The sequence below is a fragment of the Caulobacter sp. DWR1-3-2b1 genome (assembly GCF_049895765.1).
Lineage (GTDB): Bacteria > Pseudomonadota > Alphaproteobacteria > Caulobacterales > Caulobacteraceae > Caulobacter.
Window position 1 is genome coordinate 120104 of the sequence record NZ_JAFCSZ010000003.1, and the last position, 20807, is coordinate 140910.

The following is a 20807-nucleotide window of genomic DNA, read 5'->3' on the forward strand; positions in this document are numbered from 1 at the left end:
CGCTCAGAGTCTGGCCATCACCGCCGCCGCGAATGCCGCGCCGCCATCGTGGGCGTGCTCTAGGAAGAGGTCGGGCTCGATGACCTCCAGTTCCATCAGCTGCGGCGTGTGTTCCAGCCCCCGGATCAGGTCGATGCGCGCATAGGTCAGGGGCAAGTCGGCCGCCTCCAGCACCATCTGCGCCGCGCGCAGGGCCTCGGGCTCGGGCGCGACGCCGGAGATCTGGCCGCCGAACTGCGGCTGCACCCGGAAATCCCCGCTGGCCGCCACCTTGGTGACGGCATGGCTGAAGACGCCGTCGAAATAGAACAGCGACAGCTCGCCCTCTTCTCCCACGGCCGGCAGAAAGGGCTGGATCAGGGCCGCGCCGGGCGGACCGCCTTCCAGCGCGCCATGACGCCTGACGCGCACGGTATCCTGAGAGCCGCCAGAGATCTGCGGCTTGACCACCACCTCGTCGACGCCGAACGCGTCGAAGGCGGCGGCCAGGGCCTCGGGCGTCAGGCGATCATGGGCGTGGGTCGGCACGACCGGGGCGCCGCGACCCTCTAGCTCGATCAGATAGGTCTTGGTGGTGTTCCAGCGCAGGGTGGGGACGGGATTGATCACAGGAACGCCGGCCGCTTCCATGGCGTCCAGCCGGGCGAACCAATCGGCCTGGCGCAGGTGATAACCCCAGGCCAGCAACGGCAGCACCAGCCGGGCGGCCTCCGGGTCGACCGGATCGGTCCAGGGCTGGCTTGCCACGGTCAGCCCGTGGGCGCGCAGCGGCGCGGCCAGGCGCTCGAATAGCCGCACGGCGGCGGCGGCATAGGCCGCGCCTTCCGAGGACGGCGCAAGGATCAGGATATCAGCGGTCGTCGAAGTCATACCCTTGCGGTTAGAATGTCGCGGTTCAGCGAGCAAGCCTCGCGTTGCCTTGACCGCACGCTTCCTTTATTTGCCGCCCCTTAGACGCTTTCAGCGCCCTGCTCTTTCAAAGGCTTGCCGATCTCCATGACCGCTCTCTACGACGTCGCCGCCATCGGCAACGCCATCGTCGACGTCATCGCCCAGTGCGACGACGCCTTCCTCGAGCGCGAGGGCCTGGTGAAGGGCTCGATGGCCCTGATCGATCCGGCGCGTGCTTCGAGCCTGTACGACGTGATGGCCGCGGCTATCGAGACCTCGGGCGGCAGCGCCGCCAACACCGTGGCCGGCGTCGCCAGCTTCGGCGGCAAGGGCGCCTTCATCGGCAAGGTGACTGACGATCAGCTTGGCGCTGTCTTCCGCCACGACATGAAGGCCATCGGCTGCGTCTTCACCACGCCCTCGCTGGCCGAAGGCCCGGCCACGGCCCAGAGCCTGATCAATGTCACCCCTGACGCCCAGCGCACCATGAGCACCTATCTGGGCGCCTGCGTGGAGCTGACCAGCGCCGACGTTGACCCCGCGATCATCGAAGCCGCCAAATATTCCTATCTGGAAGGCTATCTGTTCGATCCGCCCGAAGCCCGCCGCGCCTTCGCCAAGGCCGCCGCCTTGGCCCACGGCGCCGGTCGCCAGATCGCTATCACCCTTTCCGACAGCTTCGTGGTCGAACGCCATCGCGCCGCCCTGCTGGGCTTCGTCGAGACGCAGTGCGACATCGTCTTCGCCAATGCCTCCGAAGTCTGCGCCATGTTCGAGACCGACGATTTCGACGCGGCCGTGAAGGCTCTATCGGAGCGCGTCGCCATCGCCGCCATCACCCGCAGCGAGCACGGCTCGGTGGTGGTCGCTGGCGGTCAGGTTCACGAAATCTCGGCCTGCCCCGTGGAAAAAGTCGTGGACACGACGGGCGCGGGCGACCAATACGCCGCTGGTTTCCTCTATGGCCTCTCCCAGGGCCGCCCTCTGCCGGTCTGCGGCCAGTTGGGCTCCCTGGCCGCCGCCGAGGTGATCGCCCACTACGGTCCGCGTCCGCAGGTCAATCTGCGGGATCTCGCGGCCCAAAACGGACTCTGAAGGATACGGCATGGCCCGCACCGCTGAAGTGGTCCGCGAGACCAAAGAGACCCAGATCCGGGTCTGGATCGATCTCGACGGGACCGGCGCCTCGACGATCTCCACCGGCATTGGTTTCTACGACCATATGCTGGAGAGCTTCGCCCGCCACGGCGGCTTCGACCTGAAGGTCGAGACCAAGGGCGACCTGCACATCGACATGCACCACACGGTGGAAGACACCGGCATTGTACTCGGCCTGGCGATCAACAAGGCGCTGGACGGCTTCAAGGGCATCCGGCGCTTTGGCCACGCCTATATCCCGATGGACGAAGCCCTGACACGCTGCGCCATCGATCTGTCCAACCGGCCCTATCTGATCTGGAAGGTCGACTTCAAGCGACCCAAGGTCGGCGAGATGGACACTGAGCTCTTCAAGGAGTTCCACCACGCGTTCGCCATGAACGTCGGGGCCTGCGTCCATCTGGAAACCCTGTACGGGGACAACACTCACCACGTCGCCGAGAGCGGGTTCAAGGCCCTGGCCCGGGCGCTGCGTCAGGCGGTCGAGATCGATCCCAAGACCGGCGGTCTGGCCCCCTCCACCAAGGGCGTTCTGTAGGACACTGATTTCATGCAGACCGTCGCCCTGATCGATTACGGGTCGGGCAACCTGCGTTCGGCCGAAAAGGCCCTGCGTGAGGCGGCCCGTCGCCGGGGGATCGCCGCTGACATTGTTGTCACGGCGGATCCCGCCATCGTGGCCAAAGCCGACCGGGTGGTGTTGCCCGGCGTCGGGGCGTTTGCCTCGTGCCGCGCCGGCCTCGACGCCTCGGCCGTCTATGACGCGATGAACGAGGCCGTGCACGCCAAGGGCGCGCCGTTCCTGGGCATCTGCGTCGGCCATCAACTGCTGGCCACCCAGGGGCTCGAGTTCGGCGTCACGCCGGGCCTGGACTGGATCGCCGGGGAGGTCAGGAAACTGGCGCCCAGCGACTGCAGCCTCACGATTCCGCACATGGGCTGGAACGCGATCAAGCTGACGCGCGAGCACCCCCTGTTTTCGGGCGTCGAAAACGGCGCTCACATGTACTACGCCAACTCCTTCGCCCTGACGCCGACCGATCCGGCCGACGTCCTGGCGACGACTGACCACGGCGGCCCGTTCACGGCGGCGGTGGTCAAGGACAATGTCGCAGGGGTACAGTTCCACCCCGAGAAATCACAAGCCGCAGGGCTATCCCTGCTCGCCAACTTCCTGGAATGGCGCCCATGATCCTCTATCCCGCCATCGACCTGAAGGACGGCCAGTGCGTGCGCCTGCTGCACGGCGACATGGAGAAGGCCACGGTCTTCAACACTTCGCCCGTCAATCAGGCCGAACGCTTCGTCAAGGACGGCTTCTCCTGGCTGCACGTCGTCGACCTGAACGGCGCCATCGAGGGCAAGTCGGTCAATACGACCGCCGTGCAATCGATCCTGGAGTCGATCTCGATCCCCGTGCAGCTGGGCGGCGGCATCCGCACCCTGGAAGGCATCGAGTCCTGGATCGAGGCCGGCGTCAGCCGCGTGATCCTGGGCACCGTCGCCGTGCACGACCCCGAACTGGTCAAAAAGGCCGCCCGCCTGTGGCCTGAACAGATCGCCGTCGCCGTCGATGTGCGCGACGGCAAGGTGGCGGTCGACGGCTGGACCGGTCTGTCGGAGCTGAGCGCCATCGACCTGTCGCGCCGCTTCGAGGACGCCGGTGTGGCCGCCCTGATCATCACCGACATCAGCCGCGACGGCGCCCTGACCGGCGTCAACGTCGAGGGCGTGGGCGAACTGGCCGACGCCGTCTCGATCCCGGTCATCGCCTCGGGCGGCGTCGCCGCCGTGGCCGATATCGAGCGGCTGAAGGCCCGCCCGGGTGTCAAGATCGCGGGCGCCATCCTGGGCAGATCGCTCTATGCCGGCACGATCAAGCCGGCCGAAGCTCTCGTGGTGGCGGCGGCCTGATGCTGAAGACCCGGATCATTCCCTGCCTCGACGTGAAGGACGGGCGGGTGGTCAAGGGCGTCAATTTCGTGGCCCTGCGCGACGCTGGCGATCCGGTCGAACAGGCCCGCGCCTATGACGCGGCCGGGGCCGACGAGCTGATGTTCCTGGACATCACCGCCTCCAGCGAAGGTCGCGGCCTGATCCTGGACGTGATTTCCCGCACCGCCGAGGTCTGTTTCATGCCGGTCTCGGTCGGTGGCGGCGTGCGAGAGGTGGCCGATATGCGCCGCCTGCTGCTGGCCGGCGCCGACAAGGTCTCGACCAACACCGCCGCCGTCGAAAATCCCGACCTGATCGCCGCCGGGGCCGACGCCTTCGGCGCGCAGTGCATCGTCGTGGCCATCGACGCCAAGCTGCGCGAGGACGGTTCTGGCTGGAACGTCTGGACCTATGGCGGTCGCAAGGACACTGGCCTCGACGTCGTCGACTGGGCCGCCAAGGTGGTCGAGCGCGGGGCGGGCGAGATCCTGCTAACCTCGATGGACCGTGACGGCGCCAAGATCGGTTACGATATTCCCCTGCTGAAGGCCGTAACCGGCGCGGTCTCCGTGCCCGTGATCGCCTCGGGCGGGGCCGGCAGGACCGAACACCTGGTCGAAGCCGCCCGCGACGGCCACGCCGCCGCCGTGCTGGCCGCCTCAATCTTCCACTTCGGCGAAATCAGTATCGGCGAGGCCAAGCGGGCCATGGCCGACGCGGGCATCGCCGTGCGCCTGGACGACGTGCGAGGCGCGGCATGAGCCGATTGTTCGAAACCCTCGAGCGCCTGGCCGCCACCATCGAGAGCCGCAGGGGCGGCGATCCGGCCGCCTCCTACACCGCCAAGCTGCTCGCCGATCCCTCACTGGCCGCCAAGAAGCTGGGCGAGGAAGCCGTCGAGACCGTGATCGCCGCAGTGGCTCAGGGGCCTGATGCGCTCGCGAGCGAGAGCGCCGACCTGCTATATCACTGGCTGGTGCTGCTCGCGGCCTCGGGCGTCTCGCTCGACGCGGTAGCCGAAAAGCTGGCGGCGCGCGAGGGCGCCTCCGGCATCGCCGAGAAGGCTTCGCGGCCTCAATGACGCTGTCATCCCGGGCGTAGCGCAGCGAAAACCCGGGACCACGGCACACCCGGCGGTCCCGGCTCGGCGCGCTTCGCGCTTGGCAGGGGTGACAGTTTGAGCGGTTAGCTCCGCCGCTTCAGCGCCACGTACAACGCACCCTCGCCGCCGTGCCGCTGATCGGCCTGCGACACCCCCGCAATCATTTCCCGCAAGCCCGGTGACGCCAGCCACTCCGGCGTCCGCTTCTTCAACACGCCGTGGCCGATCTTGCCCTTGCCGGTGATCACCAGCACAGCCCGATGGCGATCCTCGTAGGCGCGACGAATAAAGGCCTCCAGGGCGGGCCTGGCCTGATCCTGGTCGAAGCCGTGCATGTCCAGCCGCGCGCCGATGGGATCGTGCTCCTTGATCAGGCGCTTGCGGCGATTGGGTTCGATGTGGCCGGGCGCCGACTTCGGCCTCTTGGCCGGAGTGGCCTTGATCTCCGCCGGATCGATGCGCAGCGGCGCGATGGAGGCAAGATAGGTCGGCTGCGTCTTCTCGGCCTTGGCCGCCTTGACCGGCTTGATCTTGACCTTGGCCCGCAGCTTCAACGGCTTGTCGCCGAGCCGCGCATGCACCGTGTCGGCGACCATGCCCCAGAGACGCAGTTCTTCCGGTCGCGGCGGCCGTTTCATGGCCTATGACTTCGGGACGGGAACCAGGCGGTACATGCGCAGGTCATGGCGCACGCGCCCGGCCTCTGCGCCGGCGGTGGCGCCGGTGCCCGTATAAAGATCGGCTCGGACCTCCCCCTTGATGGCCCCGCCGACGTCCAGCGCCACCGCAAGCCGACGATAGACGGGGAAGGCGCCGGCCAGCTTAGGCGCGGCGGCGTCGATCCAGAACAGACCGCCCATGGCGTGGCGGCTGGGATCGACGGCGATGGCGCGGCCCGCCGGCAGAGGCACGCCGGCCGAACCCACGGGCTCCTTGCCGTCGTCTTCCGACAGCTTGAAGAAAATATAGCGCGGGTTCAGTTGCATGATCTCGTCGGCCTTGGGGCCGCGATTATCGGCCAGCCAGGTGCGGATCGCATCGCCCGAGGTGTTGTTATCGGGCAGCAGGCCCCGGTCGCGCATGGCGTTGGCGATCCCGACGAAGGGCTTGCCGTTGCCGCCGGCGAAGGCGGCCCGCATGCGGCGGCCGTCAGGCATGACCAGCACGCCGGAGCCCTGAATCTGCAGGAAGAACAGCTCTTCGGGCCGCATCCAGGCCAGGGGCTTGTCGACGGGCGAGGCTTCGATGGTCTTGCGGTCGGGATAAGGCTCGAACTTGCCGCCCTTGACCCGGCCAGTGACCTTCTTGCCGGCGAAGCTCGGCTCGAAGGCGCCGAGGTCGAGGATCACCAGATCGGCCGGAACGCCACGCACCGGGGCGCTGAACTCGTCCGAGCGCGACATCCGGCCGTCGTACTTGGGCGCGAAATAGGCGGTTAGCAGGCCCTGATCGCCCACGGCCTGGGGCCGGAAATTGGCTTCGAGGAACAGGCGCGCGCCCCATTCGTCACGAGGACCATCGGTGCGGGCCAGGCGGCAGACCCGCGCCATGTCCTGGTCGCGGGCAACGCCGCAGCCGGCGCGGAAGGCGTCCAGGGCGGCGAGGTGATCTTCTTCCTGCCAGCCTGCGAGGGTGTTGAAAGCAAGAACCGGCCCGCCGGGGATCGCGGGAGGGATATAGGGCGTGACCGGCGGCGCGACGGGACCCGTCGCGATGGGCGGCGGCATGGTGGTCGTACAGGCCGCCAGGGTCAGCGACGCCAGGACGACGATCAGGCCAAGGCGGGACATCAGGCTTCGGCGGCCGCAACGTGGACCAGGGTCCAGTTGGGATTGGCCGAGTTCAGATCGCGCTCGAAGGTCCAGAGCTCGGCGGTGCGGCGGTCGTCGACCGCGTCGCCCTCCGGGCCGGTCGAACGGGCGCGGACCTCGGCCAGGATGCGGACCACCGCCCGGGCGGTGTCGCCGACGACGGACACAGTGTCGAGATCGACGCGCGGCGGGGTGATCATCTCGACCTTTTCCGACCGGCCCTCGGTTTCGCGAGCGACCATGGCGGTTTCGAAATTGGCCATGACATCGTCGGCGAGCAGCGGCTTGAGGGTCTCACGATCCCCGGCGGCGAAGGCCGTGACGATCATCTCGTGGGCCGAGCGAGCGCCGTTCAGGAAGCGGCCGGCGTCGAAGTCGGGCTGGCGCGCGCGCAGGGCGGCGACGCCTTCCAGCGGGCCGGCGGCCACGGCTACGACCGGGCCAGCGGGGGCCGGAATCCCCTTGGCGGTCGCTGGCGCATCCTCCGGCTGACGCCCTACTCGACGGCCTAGCGTCGCATAGAGCTGGTAGAGGACGACGGCGGCGATGACCGCGAGAACGAGAATCTGAATAAGCACTTGGGTATCCGCGGCTGGTTCGACACGCTGGGTGTCATGCCTATATAGGCATGACGAGCTCTCCCGTCAGGCGCCTAGCGTTGCGCCAGGCCCGCCCGCGTGTTAGCAGCGCCGCTCTCTCCTAGCGGTCTTTTAAGACGCCGAGTACGGATTTATTCCTAATGACCGATACGACCGCCGCCCCCGAAGGCCCCGCAGACGACAACGTGGCCGCTCAATCGGGCATCCGCATCATGGCCCAGTTCGTTCGCGACTTCTCGTTCGAGAGCCCGCATGCCCCCGATAGCCTGCGTTCGGGCGCCGCCCAGCCGGCCATCGACATGGGCGTTGAAATGAACGCCCGCGGTCGCACCGACGGCCTTTTCGAAGTGGACCTGAAGCTCTCGGCCCGCGCCACGCGCGAAGAGCAGTCGGTTTTCCACGTCGAGGTCGTCTATGGCGGCCTGTTCCACATCGCCGGCGTGCCGGAAGCGGCTCTGGAGGAAGTGCTGCTGATCGAGTGCCCGCGCTTCCTGTTCCCGTTCGCCCGCCGGGTGATCGCCGACATCACCAGCGAAGGCGGCTTCCCTCCCTTCCTGATCGATCCCATCGACTTCGCCGGCGTCTACGCCGCGCGCAAGGCCCAAGCCGAAGGCGTGGTGATCGGCAACGCCTAGGCGTTCTACGATCCGGTGGAATTGAAAAACCCCGGCGCAGCGATGCGGCCGGGGTTTTTTTGTGGATTACGGCTGTAGCCGATAGCCACCCATCTCGGTGATCAGGATCTTGGCCATGGCCGGGTCGGGCTCGATCTTCTGGCGCAGGCGATAGACGTGGGTTTCCAGCGTGTGGGTGGTGACCCCGGCGTTGTAGCCCCAGACCTCGGTCAGCAGTTCCTCGCGCGACACCGGCTTGGACCCGGCGCGGTAGAGGTATTTCAGGATGTTGGTTTCCTTCTCGGTCAGCCGCACCTTTTTCTGCTTCTCGTCGATCAGCAGCTTGGCCGACGGGCGGAATTCGTAGGGGCCGATGCGGAACAGGGCGTCTTCCGAGGCCTCGTAGCTGCGCAACTGGGCGCGGATGCGGGCCAGCAGCACCCCGAAGCGGAAGGGCTTGGTCACGTAATCGTTGGCGCCGGATTCCAGGCCCAGGATGGTGTCGCTGTCGCTCGCCGCCGCCGTCAGCATGATCACCGGAGCCATGACCCCGTTCTTACGCATCAGCCGGCAGGCCTCCCGGCCGTCCATGTCGGGCAGGTCGACGTCGAGCAGGACGAGGTCCGGCTTGATTTCGCGCGCCATGCGCACGCCCTCGCCGGCCGTGGCGGCCTCGGCCACCGCGAATTCCTCATGCAGGGCGAGCTGTTCGGCCAGCGCGCCGCGCAGGTCGTCGTCGTCGTCGATGAGCAGAAGGGTCTTGCGTTGCGCCATATGCCGGAACATGCACCGGTGCGCCCCCCGGCGACAACCCTTGGGAGTGGAGAAGCCGACAATGATCTTCAAGGCCCGTCCCGACGGCCAGATTGACGTCAACGGGCGCACGGTTCGATGCGCCCTGGGCAAGGCCGGCGTCGTCGCCGCCGCAGACAAGCGCGAGGGCGACAACAAGAGCCCCGTGGGGGTGTGGGCGATCCGCGAGGTGCTGTACCGCCCTGACGTCTATCCGGACGGCCCCACCACCGCCCTGCCGGTCAAGGCGATGGCCCCCGCCGACGGTTGGTGCGACGCCCCGCAGGACCCGGCCTATAACCGCCCGGTGAAACTGCCCTACCCCGCCAGCGCCGAGCGGATGTGGCGCGACGACTCCGTCTACGATCTGGTCGGAATCCTGGCCCACAATGACGATCCGCCGGTCCCGGGGATGGGCTCGGCGATTTTCCTGCACCTAGCGCGGGAGGATTATTCCGGCACCGAGGGTTGCGTGGCCCTGGCGTGCGCGGATCTGGAGGCCTTGCTGGCGGTGGCCAAGCCGGGCGATGCAATAGAGATCGCCGCAGATCAGGCCGGGGGATAGCTCCGCGATCCGAAGATCGCCGATCCGACCCGCACAGAGGTGGCCCCCTGGGCGATGGCGGCTTCGAAGTCGTCGCTCATGCCCATCGACAGTTTTTCGAGGCGGTTGCGCCTCGCAATATCCCGCAAGGCCGCAAAATGCGGGGCCGGATCGCCCTCGGCGGGCGGAATGCACATCAGGCCTTCGATCTTGAGGCCCAGTTCTAGGCAAAGGGCGATGAACCCGTCGGCCTCAGCCGGCGAAACCCCGGCCTTTTGCGGCTCTTGGCCGATATTGACCTGCACATAGAGGCGCAAAGCCTTGCGCTGCTTGCGGATTTCGTCAGCCAGCGCCCGCGCCAGTTTCTCGCGGTCCAGGGTCTCGATGACGTCGAAAAATCTCACCGCGTCGCGCACCTTGTTGGTCTGCAGCGGCCCGATCAGGTGAAGCTCGACGTCGCCCCGATGCGGCGTCCAGCGCTCCATGGCCTCCTGGACGCGATTTTCACCGAACACCCGCTGGTCAGCGGCCAGAACCGGGGCGATATGGTCCCAGACTTGCGTCTTGGACACCGCCACAAGCGCGACCGAGCCCGGCGGTCGACCCGCCGCGGTCTCGGCGGCGGCGATCCGGGAGCGGATGGAGGCCAATGGGCTTACCTGGGGGGCGTCGGACATGCAGGGGATCGCTTGAAGCCGATGGACGAACTGGAAGCCCTGTCTAGGACGGCCATGACCTTCGCGCCAAGGACGGCGCGCGGGATCGCCCTGCCAAACCTGCTTTTCTTCACCGATCCGGCTCGGGTTCCAGACCCCGAGGCCGTCGCACAACGCCTCCCGCGCGGCGCGGGCATAGTGTTTCGGGCCTTCGGCGCGGCGGATGCGGCGGTCCGGGGCCTGAGATTGCGCGCCATTGCCGATCAACGCGGCCTCGTTCTGCTTGTCGGCGCGGACGAAACCCTGGCCGAGGCGATCGGGGCGGATGGCGTGCATCTGCCTGAAAGGTCGAGGGATTTGGCGCCAGACTTGAGGGCCAGACGGCCGGACTGGCTGATCACCATCACCGCGCACGACCATGCCGCCGTCATCGCCGCCAGCGCTCTCGGCGCGGACGCTCTGGTCGTTTCGCCGATCTTCCAGAGCAACAGCCCGTCAGCGGGACCGGCGCTAGGTGTCCAAGGCTTGACGAAACTGATCTCGGCGACCGTCACGCCCGTCTACGCGCTAGGCGGAATCGGGACGGGAACCGTGGAGGGCCTGAAAAATACGGGGATCGTCGGCCTTGCGGCCGTCGAGGCGTTCCTAGCCTAGAACTTGAACGCTGTTTCGAGACGAACGCGGGGCGCGGGCTCGACCGGTTCGGCCTTGCGGGCGGCCAAGGCCGGGTTGTTGTCGCCCAAGGCGACGGCGCCGCCGACGCGGATCGACGGGGTAAGCTTGAAATAGGCGCCGGCTTCGACGTCCTTCAGCTCCATCTCGCGGCCGAGGGGCTGGTCGAGGCCCAGCTTGAGGCCCCATTTGCTCTTCTTGGCGTCCCACTGCAGGGTCTTCTTGGAGTCCTGCGGGCTGAACACGCCCTTGGGGTTGCTGGTGAAGTCGTTCTTGACCGTGAAATCAGGCGTGGCGGAGCGGGTCTTGACCTGAGCATGAGCGACCGTCGCCGATCCCGTAAGGATCAGCGCGGCGGCGCCTGCCGTAAAAAAACGCGTCGCGGTCATCGCTACTCGTTACCTGTCCCAAACCCCGCGTCCTCCCACATATAGGAGGTCGCGCCCTGATTATCGATTAAAGGCTTGGCTTGAACGCGGTCAACCGGCGTTTGGTCGCATGATGTCGGTATTATCGCGATTCAGACGGCGCCTGTGGCGGACCGGTCACGCGATTCCTGTTTTGAGCCGGCGCGGCCATGCTATAGACCGGCCTCCGGCTGCGGGGGCGCGCCACAGTGCGCGATCGCGCCGGCGAGATATTGGAGCGAGGTACTATGGCGTTTGAGCGTGGGTCGATGTTGCGCGGCGTCGCCGCTGGCGTGTTGGCGCTGTCGATTGTGGGCGTATCCGCCTGCGGCAGCACCAAGGGTCCCAAGGTTTTCTCCACCGTCTCGGATGACGGCGGCGGTTTCAGCCCCTTTAATTTCGGCAAGGGCGGCAAGGCTCAGGCCAGCGAGGGCTCGATAGGCGTAAACGGCTATCTGTGGCGCGCGACGCTCGACACCCTGGCGTTCATGCCCCTGGCCTCAGCCGATCCTTACGGCGGCGTGATCGTCACCGACTGGTACGTGAACCCGGAGAAGTCCGACGAGCGCTTCAAGGCGACCGTCTACATTCTCGACACCCGCCTGCGCGCCGACGGCCTGAACGTCAACGTGTTCAAGCAGGCCAAGGATGCTTCGGGCGGCTGGACCGACGCCGCGGCGGCCGATCAGACGGCCACGGACATCGAGAACGCGATCCTGACCCGCGCGCGTCAGCTTCGACTTTCGAACATCAGGGGCTAAGGCCCCGGCGGGTCTTCGTTGTCGCAGACGAAGACCCAAACCACCGCACTTTCAGCGCGCTCCGGCCGCGAAACCGCTTACACTTTCGGCTATCACGCGCCTTGGAGCGCCTTTCCGCCTATTCTAGACATTCGGTTTGCATGGCCCGCTACAATCCCAAAGACACCGAGCCCAAATGGCGTGACGCCTGGGCCAAAGCCGACGTCTTCAAGACGGCGGAGATCTCGGACGGGCGGCCGAAATACTATGTGCTCGAGATGTTCCCGTATCCGTCGGGCCGCATCCATATGGGGCACGTCCGCAACTATGCCATGGGCGACGTCGTGGCCCGCTACAAGCGCGCCCAGGGTTTCTCGGTGCTGCACCCTATGGGCTGGGACGCCTTTGGCATGCCGGCCGAGAACGCCGCCATGGAGCGCGGCGTCCATCCCAAGGGCTGGACCTACGACAACATCGCCGCGATGCGCGAGCAGCTCAAGGCCCTGGGCCTGTCGATTGACTGGTCGCGCGAGTTCGCCACCTGCGACCCGGAATATTACGGCAAGCAGCAGGCCTGGTTCCTGAAGCTGCTGAAGCGCGGCCTGGTCTATCGCAAGGAAGCCTCGGTCAATTGGGATCCGATCGACATGACCGTCCTGGCCAATGAGCAGGTCATCGACGGCAAGGGCTGGCGCTCGGGCGCCCCGGTCGAGAAGCGCAAGCTGACTCAGTGGTTCCTGCGTATCACCGACTATGCAGACGCCCTGATTGATGGCCTGAAGACCCTGGATCGCTGGCCCGAAAAGGTCCGTGTCATGCAGGAGAACTGGATCGGCCGGTCCAAGGGCCTGCGCTTCACTTTCAAGTTCTCTTCCGAGTCCATCGGGGGCGAGGCCCCGGACGGCCACGCCCCCGGGCTGGAGGTCTACACCACCCGTCCCGACACCCTGTTCGGCGCCAGCTTCGTAGGCATCGCTCCGGAGCATCCGCTGGCCGAGCAACTGGCGATCGAGAACCCCGACCTGCAGGCCTTCATCGCCGAATGCCGCAAGGGCGGCACCTCAGAGGCCGATATCGAGGGCGCCGAGAAGCTGGGCCGCGACACCGGCCTGCGCGTGGTCCATCCGCTGGACCCGTCGATCGTCCTGCCCGTCTGGATCGCCAACTTCATCCTGATGGACTACGGCACGGGCGCGATCTTCGCCTGCCCGGCCCACGACCAGCGCGACCTGGATTTCGCCCGCAAGTACGACCTGCCGGTGCTGCCGGTGGTCCTGCCGCCCGGCGAGGATCCGGCGACCTATACGGTCGCAAAGGAGGCCTATGTCGGCCCCGGCTCGATCTTCAATTCAGAGTTCCTGGACGGGATGGATATCGAGGCCGCCAAGTCCGAGGTGGTGGCCCGCATCGAGGCCTTGGACCAGGGCCAGGGCGCGACGGTCTATCGCCTGCGCGACTGGGGCGTCAGCCGTCAGCGCTACTGGGGTTGCCCAATCCCGATCATCCACTGCGAGACCTGCGGTCCCGTGCCCGTGCCGGAAGACCAGCTGCCGGTGGTGCTGCCTGACGACGTCACCTTCGAAAAGGACAAGCCCGGCAATCCCCTGGTGCGTCACCCGACCTGGAAGCACACGACGTGTCCGTCGTGCGGGGCTCCGGCCCAGCGCGAAACCGACACGCTGGACACCTTCATGGACAGCTCGTGGTACTTCGCGCGCTTCGCCAATCCAGACGCGGCCGAGTGCATCGACAAGGCCTCTGCCGACCACTGGATGCCGGTCGACCAATATATCGGCGGCGTCGAGCACGCGATCCTGCACCTGCTCTATGCCCGCTTCATCACCCGCGCCCTGAAGGACGAGGGCCTGCTGTCCGTAGAAGAGCCGTTCGCGGGCCTGTTCACCCAAGGCATGGTCACCCACGAAACCTACACCGGCGCGCAAGGCGAATGGGTCGAGCCGGCCGAGGTCGAGTTCCAGGTCATCAACGGCGCGCGTCAGGCCCACCGCATCGGATCGGGCCTGCCCATCAAGATCGGCGACATCGAAAAGATGTCCAAGTCCAAGAAGAACGTGGTCGCTCCCGAGGACATCTTCGAGGCCTACGGCGTCGACGCCGCGCGCCTGTTCGTGATGAGCGACAGCCCCCCCGAGCGCGACGTGCAATGGACCAATAGCGGCGTCGAAGGCTCGTGGCGTTTCACACACCGGCTGTGGAACGAGTTCGACAGCCAGCCGGTCGGTGATCTCGCCCATGACGCCTCGGAAGAGGCCGCCGTCGCCCTGCGCAAGTCGGCCCATAAACTGATCGGCTTCGTCACCGACAGCATCGAAGGCTTCCGCTTCAATAGCGGCGTGGCGCGCCTGTACGAGTTCCTGAACGCCCTGAAGGCTGCTCCGGCGGAAGGTGCGTCCCAGGGTGTCCTCGCGGCCCGCAAAGAGGCCCTGAACATCCTGGCCCGCCTGGTCTCGCCGTTCACGCCTCATCTGGCCGAAGAAGCCTGGGCGTCCCTCGGCGGTGAAGGCCTGGTGGTCAATGCGCCCTGGCCCAAGGCCGACCCGACCCTGGCCGCCGACGACGAGCGCGTGCTACCCATCCAGATCAACGGCAAGCGCCGCGGCGAGATCAAGGTCAAGGCCGGTCTGTCGGAGAGCGAGGTCGAGAAGATCGCGCTGGCCGATCCGGCCGTTCTGGCCCACCTTGAGGGTGTCACGGTCCGCAAGGTAATCGTGGTCAAGGACCGTATCGTCAACATCGTGGCCAACTGACCGATGAAACGCATTTTCCTGGTTGGCGCGCTCGCCGTCTCCACTCTCGGCCTCTCGGCTTGCGGGTTCACGCCGCTGTATGCGACACCGGGCGTCACGCCGGGCCTCGCCTCCATCGAGACCGTGGCGCCGGACGGCCGTGCGGGCTTCCTTCTGCGCGAACAGCTGGACGACGCCTTCGTGCATAGCGTCGGCGCGCCGTCCGCCTACCGTCTGACCCTGGCGATCAACGAGCAGCGCTATGCGCGCGGCGTACGGGTCGACAACGTCGCCAACCGCTACGAGCTGCGGATGGTGGTCAACTGGCGCCTGCTGGACTCCAGGACCGGCGCCGAGGTCCGCAAGGGCCGGAGCGAGGCCACCGTGACCTACGACTCGGCCGACCAGCCGTATTCGGCCATCGCCGCTCAGAACGATGGCCAGGAACGCGCCGCCACCGAGGTGGCGCGCAACATCCAGCTTGACCTCGCCGCCTGGATGGCCGGCGGCCGCAAGGCCAAGGCCTGACGCCCCTCCTGAAGGCCTGACGCCATGATCCTGTCCAAGCGGCCGGACGTCGAACGCTTCCTGAAGGATCCGGCTCAGGACATCCGCGCCGTGGTGATCTACGGCAAGGATCGCGGCGTCGTGCGCGATCGCGCCGACCAACTGGCCAAGCGCCTGTTCGCACGGCCAGACGATCCCTTCGACACCGCCCAGCTGACCGAAAGCGACGTCGAATCCCATCCCGGCAAGCTTGAGGAAGAGCTTTCGGCCCTGTCGATGATGGGCGGCCGACGCCTGGTGCGCCTGCGCCTGAACGGCGAGAAGGCCGGTCCCGACAAGGCCACGGCCGAAGCCCTGACCCGCCACGTCGAGGGCCAACTCAATCCCGACGCCCTGTTCATTGTCGAGGCTGGCGCTCTGGGCCGTGACTCGACCCTGCGCAAGGTCGGCGAGAAGGCTAGCGGCTGCGCCGTCATCCCTTGCTACGAGGATGAAGCGGGCGACATGGCCCGTCTGGCCCGCGAGACCCTGGCTAGGGACAAGGTCAGCCTCAATAGCGAAGCCCTCGATCTGTTCGTTTCACGCTTGCCCAAGGAACGCGGCGTGGCGCGGATGGAGATCGAGCGCCTGGTCCTGTTCCTTGGTCCAGGCAGCGGCGTTAACGCCACGGCGGCCGATCTGACGGACTTCCTGGGGGTCGAGCCCGAAGCCTCCCTGAGCGACGCCGCCATCGACGCATTCGGCGGCCGCCTTGGCGCCGCCCAGGCTGGCCTGCGTCGCGCGGCGGCCGAGGGCGAAGGCGGACCCGCGGCCGTGCGGGCGATGGGCTACCACTTGGGCCGCCTGCGCCGCACCCTGACCCTTCACAAGAACGGCATCGACCTGACGGCGGCGGCCAAGGCTTCCGGTGTGTTCTGGAAGCAGGAGCGCGAGTTTCTCCGCCAGGCCCGCGCCTGGACCCTGGAGCTGCTGCTCGACATCCAAGGCGAAATCCTCAACGCCGATCGGGCATGCAAGACATCCGGCTCGCCTGACCAGCTGATTTCCGAGCGCCTGGCGTTGATGATCGCCGGGCGAGCGCGGCGGTTGGGGCTTTAAGCCGAAAATCCCCGAAAACGGGGCGTTTGCGCCTCTGTGGATGGCTTTCAGGAAAGCCATACCAAACAGGGCCTTACACGGATTATCGTCAGATCCGCCCTCGTCTCATAAAAACGCGCCTCCAGGAGTACGGAAAGGCGCCGTTCTGTGCGCGACAGAGGCTGTCGAAAAAGCGTGAGACTACACCCTTCGAAACTGCGAAGCGTGCGTCCGATCAGGCTCCGCGCGTCAGGCGGTTGCAAAGGTCGTCCAGCTGCTCGAGCGTCGCGTAGCTGATGGTCAGCTGACCAGCGCCGTCGCGATGGTCGATGACCACGTCGAGGCCGAGCACCGACGACAGGTCGGATTCCAACGCTTGGGTGTCGGTGTCCTTCACCCGCGGCGGGCGACCGCCCTTGTTCTTCGACGGACGGGCGTCGGGCGTCTTGCGAGCCAGGGCTTCGGTGTCGCGCACCGAGAGACCCTTGCCGATAATCTCGCGCGCCAGGGCGGCGGGATCCTCGGCGGCGGCGATGGCGCGGGCATGACCGGCGCTCAGTTCGCCGCTGACCAGGTGTTGCTGCACCTCGTCCGGTAGGGCCAGCAGTCGCAGGGTGTTGGCGACATGGCTGCGGCTCTTGCCGATGGTCTGGGCGATATTTTCCTGGGTGCGGTCGAACTTGTCCATCAACACGCGGTAGGACAGCGCTTCTTCCAAAATGTTGAGGTCGGCCCGTTGAACGTTCTCGATGATGCCGATTTCCAGCACCGCCAGATCGTCCAGCTCGCGGACCATGATCGGCACGGTGCGCAGGCCGGCCCGCTGGGCCGCACGCCAGCGGCGCTCGCCAGCGACGATCTGGTATTCGCCGGCCGCGCCTGGCGCGGGTCGCACCAGGATCGGCTGCAGGATGCCCTTCTCGCGGATCGAATTGGACAGCTCGACTAGGTCTTCCTCGCGGAAGCTCCGGCGCGGTTGATCCGGATTGCGGCGCAGCAGCTCGATGGGCGCCTCGTTGGCTCCGCCCAGCCGTTCGCCCGGCGCCTGGGCTGGCGCGGAGTCGATCTCGCCCAGCAAGGCGGACAGACCGCGACCCAAACCCCTACGCCCTTCGGCCATACCCGGCTCTCCCACCACGGCGGACTCCATTCTAAGCTCGTATCGACTGATATTTGGTTCTAGGCGGCGTGGGACAGACGGGCGCGTTCGCGGCTGATCACTTCGCGGGCAAGTTTCAGATAAGCCTGACTGCCCGCGCATTTCAGATCGTAAAGCAGAACAGGCTTGCCGAACGACGGCGCCTCGGAAACCCGCACATTGCGCGGGATGACCGCGTCATAGACCTTGTCGCCAAAGTGGGCGCGGACGTCCTTGGCCACCTGCTCCGACAGGCTGTTGCGCTTGTCGTACATGGTCAGCACCACCCCTTGGATCTCCAGGTGCGGATTGAGACTGCCGCGCACCCGCTCGATGGTGCGGACCAGCTGGGTAAGGCCTTCCAGCGCGAAGAACTCGCACTGCAGGGGCACGAACACCGCGTCGGCGGCGGTCATGGCGTTGACGGTCAGAACGTTCAGCGACGGCGGACAATCGATCAGCACATAGGTATAGGGGCCATTGGCCCGCAGAGGCTCAAGGGCGTCGCGCAGACGGTAGGAGCGGCGGGCGGCCTGACCCAATTCCAGCTCTACGCCTGACAGGTCGGCGTCGGCCGGTACGACGTCCAGACCCGGGAGGCTGGTCGCCACGGCGGCGTCGATCACCGGAGACTCGCCCATCAGCACGTCATAGAGGGTGGTGCGACGCTGCTGGCGGGTAATACCCAGTCCTGTCGAACAGTTGCCCTGCGGATCGGCGTCGATCAGCAGCACGCGCTCGCCGCAGGCCGCCAGGGCGGTGCCCAGGTTAATGGCGGTCGTGGTCTTCCCCACCCCGCCCTTCTGGTTGGCGATGGCGAGGACGCGAAGGGCTTGGAGTGGCTTAGCGGACACGGGAAAGCCTCTTTACTTGAACAATCCGACCGCGAGGGTCGCTTTGGCTAGGTCGCAACTCGGCCTCGAATTTCCAAGCCTTCTGCGCTTCGGAAAGCTCGCTTGCAACATCCTGTCCCTTGAGGAACAGGCCCAGCGCGCCCCGGTGCAGATAGGGCCAGGAAAAGCCCAGCAGCTTGGTCATCGGCGCGCAGGCGCGGGCAGTCACGACATCGACCGTGAGATTCAGCTCTTCGGCCCGGGCGACGTGCACTTGCGCCGGCAGATCCAGGGCCGAGACGACCTCGGTCAGGAACCGACAACGTTTGGCCATGCTCTCGACGAGGTGGACCTTCGCGCCCGGTGTGTCTTTCAGCAGTATGGCCAGTACGACGCCCGGCAGACCGGCGCCGGCGCCCAGGTCAGCCCAGGTCCTGGCGTCTGGAGCCATCGCAAGCAGCTGCGAACTGTCCAGCGCATGGCGGGTCCAATAGGTGGCGATGGTGGCCGGGCCGACGAGGTTCATCACCGCGTTCCATTCGGCCAGCAGCTCCTGATAGCGGGCCAGGTCCGCCAGTTGGCTGTCGGTGACGCCGGTCAAGGCCTGGTAGCCGGCCGCGTCCAGCACGGGCTCGGCTACGACTTCGGGAGCGGGAGCGGTCTCAGGCTGCATGGCGGCGCACGTGGGCCAACAGCGCGGTCAAGGCGCCCGGCGTCACGCCTTCGATACGGGCCGCCTGGCCCAGGGTCAGTGGCTTCACGCGCGTCAGCTTCTCACGAACCTCGTTGGAAAGGCTGCCCACGGCGCGATAGTCGAGATCGGCCGGCAGGCGCAAATCCTCTTCCTTGCGGAAAGACTCGGCGTCGGCGCGCTGGCGGTCGAGATAGCCGGCATAGGCGGACTCGATCTCGATCTGCTCGCGCACCGCCATGTTCCACGTGGAAACCTCTGGCCACACCTCGGCGAGACGGTCCAGGGTAACCTCGGGATAGGCCAGCATGGCGAAGACATTTCGGCGCTCTCCGTCTTCCTTGACCAGGAAGCCGGCTTTGAGCGCCTCGGGCGGGGTCAGACTGACCGAGCGCGCAAAGGTGCGGGCCGCTTGCAGTTTAGCTTTCTTATCGGTCCAGGCTTCGGCGCGGACCGGCCCAACGATGCCCAGGGCGATGCCCCGGTCGGTCAGGCGCTGATCGGCATTGTCGGCGCGCAGGGTCAGGCGGAACTCTGCCCGGCTGGTGAACATGCGATAGGGTTCGGTGACGCCACGGGTGACGAGGTCATCGATCATCACGCCTATATAGGCCTCATCCCGCGCGAAGATGGCGGGCTCCCTGCCCTGCACGGCCAAGGCGGCGTTGAGGCCGGCGACCAGGCCTTGAGCCCCCGCCTCCTCATAGCCCGTGGTGCCGTTGATCTGGCCGGCCAGATAGAGGCCCGAGAGGCGCTTGGTCTCCAGGGTCGGGAACAGCTCGCGCGGATCCACGTAGTCGTATTCGATCGCGTAGCCGTAGCGCTTGACCTCGACCTGCTCAAGGCCCGGGATCGTACGCAGGAACATCAGCTGGGTCTCTTCCGAGACCGAGGTCGAGATCCCGTTCGGATAGACCGTCGTGTCGTCCAGACCTTCCGGCTCAAGGAAGATCTGGTGGCTGGTCTTGTCGGCGAAACGGACGACCTTGTCCTCGATGGACGGGCAATAGCGCGGGCCGATCCCCGTGGCGCGACCGCCATAGACGGCGGATTCGCCCAGACGGTCGGCAATGATCTGGTGGGTCTCGGCGGTCGTCCAAGTGACCCCGCACTGGATCTGCGGGACGGTGATCTTGTCGGTCAGGAACGAGAAGGGCACGGGCTCTTCATCGGCCGCCTGCATATCCAAGCGGCGCCAGGCGATGGTGGAGCCGTCGAGACGGGCGGGGGTGCCGGTCTTCAAGCGTCCCATGTGGAAGTCGAGGCCGTAAAGCCGATCCGACAGGCCGATGGATGGCGCATCGCCCACTCGCCCAGCTGGGGTCCTGGTCTCGCCCAGATGGATCAGGCCCTTCAGGAAAGTGCCGGTGGTCAGCACCACGCGCGGCGCGAGGTACGAAGCCCCCGCCCCGTCGATCACGCCAACGACCTTGCCGTGCTCAACGACCAGGTCCTCGGCGGCCGCTGCGATGATGTCGAGGTTACACGTGGCATTCAGCTCGGCCTGCATGGCCTCGCGATAGAGCTTACGGTCGATCTGCGAGCGCGGGCCGCGCACAGCGGGGCCCTTGGAGCGGTTCAGCATCCTGAACTGAATGCCGGCCTTGTCGGCCATGCGACCCATGACGCCGTCGAGGGCGTCGATTTCGCGAACCAGATGGCCCTTGCCTAGGCCGCCGATGGCCGGGTTGCAGGACATTTCGCCGATGGTCTCAAGCTTGTGGGTCAGCAGCAGAGTGCGAGCGCCCGTGCGCGCGGCGGCGCTGGCCGCCTCGCAGCCGGCGTGGCCGCCGCCGATGACAATAACATCCCAGGTGTTGGACAAAGGTACGCGCCTCAATGCGAACGCCCCCGGGTTCGGCGGGGGCGCTAGAGTTCCATATACGCTCTTGG

Annotated in this window: 24 protein-coding genes; 13 read left to right on the forward strand and 11 right to left on the reverse strand. The window is 66.7% G+C overall.

What is annotated here, in order from left to right; all coding sequences use genetic code 11:
* Positions 1-3 precede the first annotated feature (3 nt).
* Positions 4-870, reverse strand: a complete 867-nt coding sequence (locus tag ACP69S_RS04350) for an ATP-grasp domain-containing protein (protein ID WP_425995216.1) — start codon at positions 868-870, stop codon at positions 4-6.
* A 126-nt stretch (positions 871-996) separates the two neighbouring features.
* On the opposite strand from ACP69S_RS04350, the gene ACP69S_RS04355 reads away from it, so the two are divergent.
* From ACP69S_RS04355 to ACP69S_RS04380, 6 genes are read left to right on the forward strand one after another with little or no spacing between them, the layout of a single operon-like run.
* Complete coding sequence (locus ACP69S_RS04355) at positions 997-1986, forward strand: adenosine kinase (RefSeq protein WP_425995218.1); 990 nt, start codon at positions 997-999, stop codon at positions 1984-1986.
* Between the two features lie 10 nt (positions 1987-1996).
* The gene (gene hisB / locus ACP69S_RS04360) at positions 1997-2587 is read left to right on the forward strand and encodes an imidazoleglycerol-phosphate dehydratase HisB (RefSeq protein WP_425995220.1); all 591 of its coding nucleotides are present in this window, start codon (positions 1997-1999) and stop codon (positions 2585-2587) included.
* A 12-nt stretch (positions 2588-2599) separates the two neighbouring features.
* Positions 2600-3241 carry an imidazole glycerol phosphate synthase subunit HisH gene (hisH, locus tag ACP69S_RS04365; protein ID WP_425995222.1) on the forward strand — a complete coding sequence of 214 codons (642 nt, stop codon included), beginning with the start codon at positions 2600-2602 and terminating at the stop codon, positions 3239-3241.
* The gene (hisA, locus tag ACP69S_RS04370) at positions 3229-3963 is read left to right on the forward strand and encodes a 1-(5-phosphoribosyl)-5-[(5-phosphoribosylamino)methylideneamino]imidazole-4-carboxamide isomerase (protein WP_425995224.1); all 735 of its coding nucleotides are present in this window, start codon (positions 3229-3231) and stop codon (positions 3961-3963) included. The genes hisH and hisA overlap by 13 nt, the downstream gene beginning before the upstream one ends.
* Positions 3963-4745: an imidazole glycerol phosphate synthase subunit HisF gene (gene hisF / locus ACP69S_RS04375; protein ID WP_425995226.1), complete on the forward strand. Its 783-nt coding sequence runs from the start codon at positions 3963-3965 to the stop codon at positions 4743-4745. The genes hisA and hisF overlap by 1 nt, the downstream gene beginning before the upstream one ends.
* Positions 4742-5065, forward strand: a complete 324-nt coding sequence (locus ACP69S_RS04380) for a phosphoribosyl-ATP diphosphatase (protein WP_425995227.1) — start codon at positions 4742-4744, stop codon at positions 5063-5065. Before hisF ends, ACP69S_RS04380 begins: the two co-directional genes overlap by 4 nt.
* Positions 5066-5169: 104 nt before the next feature.
* Here ACP69S_RS04380 and ACP69S_RS04385 read toward each other — a convergent pair whose 3' ends face one another.
* From ACP69S_RS04385 to timA, 3 genes are read right to left on the reverse strand one after another with little or no spacing between them, the layout of a single operon-like run.
* Positions 5170-5724, reverse strand: a complete 555-nt coding sequence (locus tag ACP69S_RS04385) for a Smr/MutS family protein (protein ID WP_425995229.1) — start codon at positions 5722-5724, stop codon at positions 5170-5172.
* A gap of 3 nt (positions 5725-5727) precedes the next feature.
* Complete coding sequence (gene mltA, locus ACP69S_RS04390) at positions 5728-6876, reverse strand: murein transglycosylase A (RefSeq protein WP_425995231.1); 1149 nt, start codon at positions 6874-6876, stop codon at positions 5728-5730.
* Complete coding sequence (gene timA, locus ACP69S_RS04395) at positions 6876-7475, reverse strand: TIM44-related membrane protein TimA (RefSeq protein WP_425995233.1); 600 nt, start codon at positions 7473-7475, stop codon at positions 6876-6878. Before timA ends, mltA begins: the two co-directional genes overlap by 1 nt.
* Before the next feature lie 161 nt (positions 7476-7636).
* On the opposite strand from timA, the gene secB reads away from it, so the two are divergent.
* Positions 7637-8131 carry a protein-export chaperone SecB gene (gene secB, locus ACP69S_RS04400; RefSeq protein ID WP_425995235.1) on the forward strand — a complete coding sequence of 165 codons (495 nt, stop codon included), beginning with the start codon at positions 7637-7639 and terminating at the stop codon, positions 8129-8131.
* A 66-nt stretch (positions 8132-8197) separates the two neighbouring features.
* On the opposite strand, the gene ACP69S_RS04405 is transcribed toward secB, so the two are convergent.
* Positions 8198-8884, reverse strand: a complete 687-nt coding sequence (locus ACP69S_RS04405) for a response regulator transcription factor (RefSeq protein WP_425995490.1) — start codon at positions 8882-8884, stop codon at positions 8198-8200.
* A gap of 61 nt (positions 8885-8945) precedes the next feature.
* On the opposite strand from ACP69S_RS04405, the gene ACP69S_RS04410 reads away from it, so the two are divergent.
* Entirely contained in the window at positions 8946-9467 is a 522-nt protein-coding gene (locus tag ACP69S_RS04410; protein WP_425995237.1) for a L,D-transpeptidase family protein, read from the forward strand.
* On the opposite strand, the gene ACP69S_RS04415 is transcribed toward ACP69S_RS04410, so the two are convergent.
* Positions 9452-10123: a YggS family pyridoxal phosphate-dependent enzyme gene (locus ACP69S_RS04415; RefSeq protein WP_425995239.1), complete on the reverse strand. Its 672-nt coding sequence runs from the start codon at positions 10121-10123 to the stop codon at positions 9452-9454. The two genes, ACP69S_RS04410 and ACP69S_RS04415, sit on opposite strands and share 16 nt — an antisense overlap.
* Before the next feature lie 21 nt (positions 10124-10144).
* Between ACP69S_RS04415 and ACP69S_RS04420 the strand changes: the two genes are divergently transcribed.
* A complete protein-coding gene (locus ACP69S_RS04420) occupies positions 10145-10756 on the forward strand; it encodes a thiamine phosphate synthase (protein WP_425995491.1) in 612 nt (203 codons plus the stop codon).
* Here ACP69S_RS04420 and ACP69S_RS04425 read toward each other — a convergent pair.
* The gene (locus tag ACP69S_RS04425) at positions 10753-11163 is read right to left on the reverse strand and encodes an NtrZ family periplasmic regulatory protein (RefSeq protein ID WP_425995241.1); all 411 of its coding nucleotides are present in this window, start codon (positions 11161-11163) and stop codon (positions 10753-10755) included. The genes ACP69S_RS04420 and ACP69S_RS04425 overlap by 4 nt on opposite strands.
* Before the next feature lie 251 nt (positions 11164-11414).
* Between ACP69S_RS04425 and ACP69S_RS04430 the strand changes: the two genes are divergently transcribed.
* The 4 genes from ACP69S_RS04430 (at position 11415) to holA (ending at position 16273) form a co-directional block, all read left to right on the forward strand.
* Complete coding sequence (locus tag ACP69S_RS04430) at positions 11415-11942, forward strand: DUF3576 domain-containing protein (RefSeq protein WP_425995492.1); 528 nt, start codon at positions 11415-11417, stop codon at positions 11940-11942.
* 140 nt (positions 11943-12082) lie between these two features.
* On the forward strand, positions 12083-14689 hold the full coding sequence (gene leuS / locus ACP69S_RS04435; protein WP_425995243.1) for a leucine--tRNA ligase: 2607 nt from the start codon (positions 12083-12085) through the stop codon (positions 14687-14689).
* 3 nt (positions 14690-14692) lie between these two features.
* Entirely contained in the window at positions 14693-15196 is a 504-nt protein-coding gene (gene lptE, locus ACP69S_RS04440; RefSeq protein WP_425995245.1) for an LPS assembly lipoprotein LptE, read from the forward strand.
* Positions 15197-15220: 24 nt separating this feature from the next.
* On the forward strand, positions 15221-16273 hold the full coding sequence (holA, locus tag ACP69S_RS04445; RefSeq protein WP_425995247.1) for a DNA polymerase III subunit delta: 1053 nt from the start codon (positions 15221-15223) through the stop codon (positions 16271-16273).
* 214 nt (positions 16274-16487) lie between these two features.
* On the opposite strand, the gene ACP69S_RS04450 is transcribed toward holA, so the two are convergent.
* Genes ACP69S_RS04450 through mnmG form a run of 4 tightly spaced genes read right to left on the reverse strand, consistent with a single transcriptional unit; the run spans position 16488 to position 20739 of the window.
* A complete protein-coding gene (locus ACP69S_RS04450) occupies positions 16488-17402 on the reverse strand; it encodes a ParB/RepB/Spo0J family partition protein (protein ID WP_425995249.1) in 915 nt (304 codons plus the stop codon).
* A 29-nt stretch (positions 17403-17431) separates the two neighbouring features.
* A complete protein-coding gene (locus ACP69S_RS04455; RefSeq protein WP_425995251.1) occupies positions 17432-18244 on the reverse strand; it encodes a ParA family protein in 813 nt (270 codons plus the stop codon).
* Positions 18234-18896, reverse strand: a complete 663-nt coding sequence (gene rsmG, locus ACP69S_RS04460; RefSeq protein WP_425995253.1) for a 16S rRNA (guanine(527)-N(7))-methyltransferase RsmG — start codon at positions 18894-18896, stop codon at positions 18234-18236. Before rsmG ends, ACP69S_RS04455 begins: the two co-directional genes overlap by 11 nt.
* Positions 18886-20739 (reverse strand): tRNA uridine-5-carboxymethylaminomethyl(34) synthesis enzyme MnmG, encoded by a 1854-nt coding sequence (gene mnmG / locus ACP69S_RS04465; RefSeq protein ID WP_425995255.1) that lies wholly within the window; start codon positions 20737-20739, stop codon positions 18886-18888. The genes rsmG and mnmG overlap by 11 nt, the downstream gene beginning before the upstream one ends.
* Positions 20740-20807: the final 68 nt, after the last annotated feature.

What these genes read in the sequence shown, in the direction of transcription:
- ACP69S_RS04350 (WP_425995216.1), bottom strand. Translation starts at nt 870, where the DNA reads ATGACTTCGACGACCGCTGATATCCTGATCCTTGCGCCGTCCTCGGAA.
- ACP69S_RS04355 (WP_425995218.1), top strand. Translation starts at nt 997, where the DNA reads ATGACCGCTCTCTACGACGTCGCCGCCATCGGCAACGCCATCGTCGAC.
- hisB (WP_425995220.1), top strand. Translation starts at nt 1,997, where the DNA reads ATGGCCCGCACCGCTGAAGTGGTCCGCGAGACCAAAGAGACCCAGATC.
- hisH (WP_425995222.1), top strand. Translation starts at nt 2,600, where the DNA reads ATGCAGACCGTCGCCCTGATCGATTACGGGTCGGGCAACCTGCGTTCG.
- hisA (WP_425995224.1), top strand. Translation starts at nt 3,229, where the DNA reads ATGGCGCCCATGATCCTCTATCCCGCCATCGACCTGAAGGACGGCCAG.
- hisF (WP_425995226.1), top strand. Translation starts at nt 3,963, where the DNA reads ATGCTGAAGACCCGGATCATTCCCTGCCTCGACGTGAAGGACGGGCGG.
- ACP69S_RS04380 (WP_425995227.1), top strand. Translation starts at nt 4,742, where the DNA reads ATGAGCCGATTGTTCGAAACCCTCGAGCGCCTGGCCGCCACCATCGAG.
- ACP69S_RS04385 (WP_425995229.1), bottom strand. Translation starts at nt 5,724, where the DNA reads ATGAAACGGCCGCCGCGACCGGAAGAACTGCGTCTCTGGGGCATGGTC.
- mltA (WP_425995231.1), bottom strand. Translation starts at nt 6,876, where the DNA reads ATGTCCCGCCTTGGCCTGATCGTCGTCCTGGCGTCGCTGACCCTGGCG.
- secB (WP_425995235.1), top strand. Translation starts at nt 7,637, where the DNA reads ATGACCGATACGACCGCCGCCCCCGAAGGCCCCGCAGACGACAACGTG.
- ACP69S_RS04405 (WP_425995490.1), bottom strand. Translation starts at nt 8,884, where the DNA reads ATGGCGCAACGCAAGACCCTTCTGCTCATCGACGACGACGACGACCTG.
- ACP69S_RS04410 (WP_425995237.1), top strand. Translation starts at nt 8,946, where the DNA reads ATGATCTTCAAGGCCCGTCCCGACGGCCAGATTGACGTCAACGGGCGC.
- ACP69S_RS04415 (WP_425995239.1), bottom strand. Translation starts at nt 10,123, where the DNA reads ATGTCCGACGCCCCCCAGGTAAGCCCATTGGCCTCCATCCGCTCCCGG.
- ACP69S_RS04420 (WP_425995491.1), top strand. Translation starts at nt 10,145, where the DNA reads ATGGACGAACTGGAAGCCCTGTCTAGGACGGCCATGACCTTCGCGCCA.
- ACP69S_RS04425 (WP_425995241.1), bottom strand. Translation starts at nt 11,163, where the DNA reads ATGACCGCGACGCGTTTTTTTACGGCAGGCGCCGCCGCGCTGATCCTT.
- leuS (WP_425995243.1), top strand. Translation starts at nt 12,083, where the DNA reads ATGGCCCGCTACAATCCCAAAGACACCGAGCCCAAATGGCGTGACGCC.
- lptE (WP_425995245.1), top strand. Translation starts at nt 14,693, where the DNA reads ATGAAACGCATTTTCCTGGTTGGCGCGCTCGCCGTCTCCACTCTCGGC.
- holA (WP_425995247.1), top strand. Translation starts at nt 15,221, where the DNA reads ATGATCCTGTCCAAGCGGCCGGACGTCGAACGCTTCCTGAAGGATCCG.
- ACP69S_RS04450 (WP_425995249.1), bottom strand. Translation starts at nt 17,402, where the DNA reads ATGGAGTCCGCCGTGGTGGGAGAGCCGGGTATGGCCGAAGGGCGTAGG.
- rsmG (WP_425995253.1), bottom strand. Translation starts at nt 18,896, where the DNA reads ATGCAGCCTGAGACCGCTCCCGCTCCCGAAGTCGTAGCCGAGCCCGTG.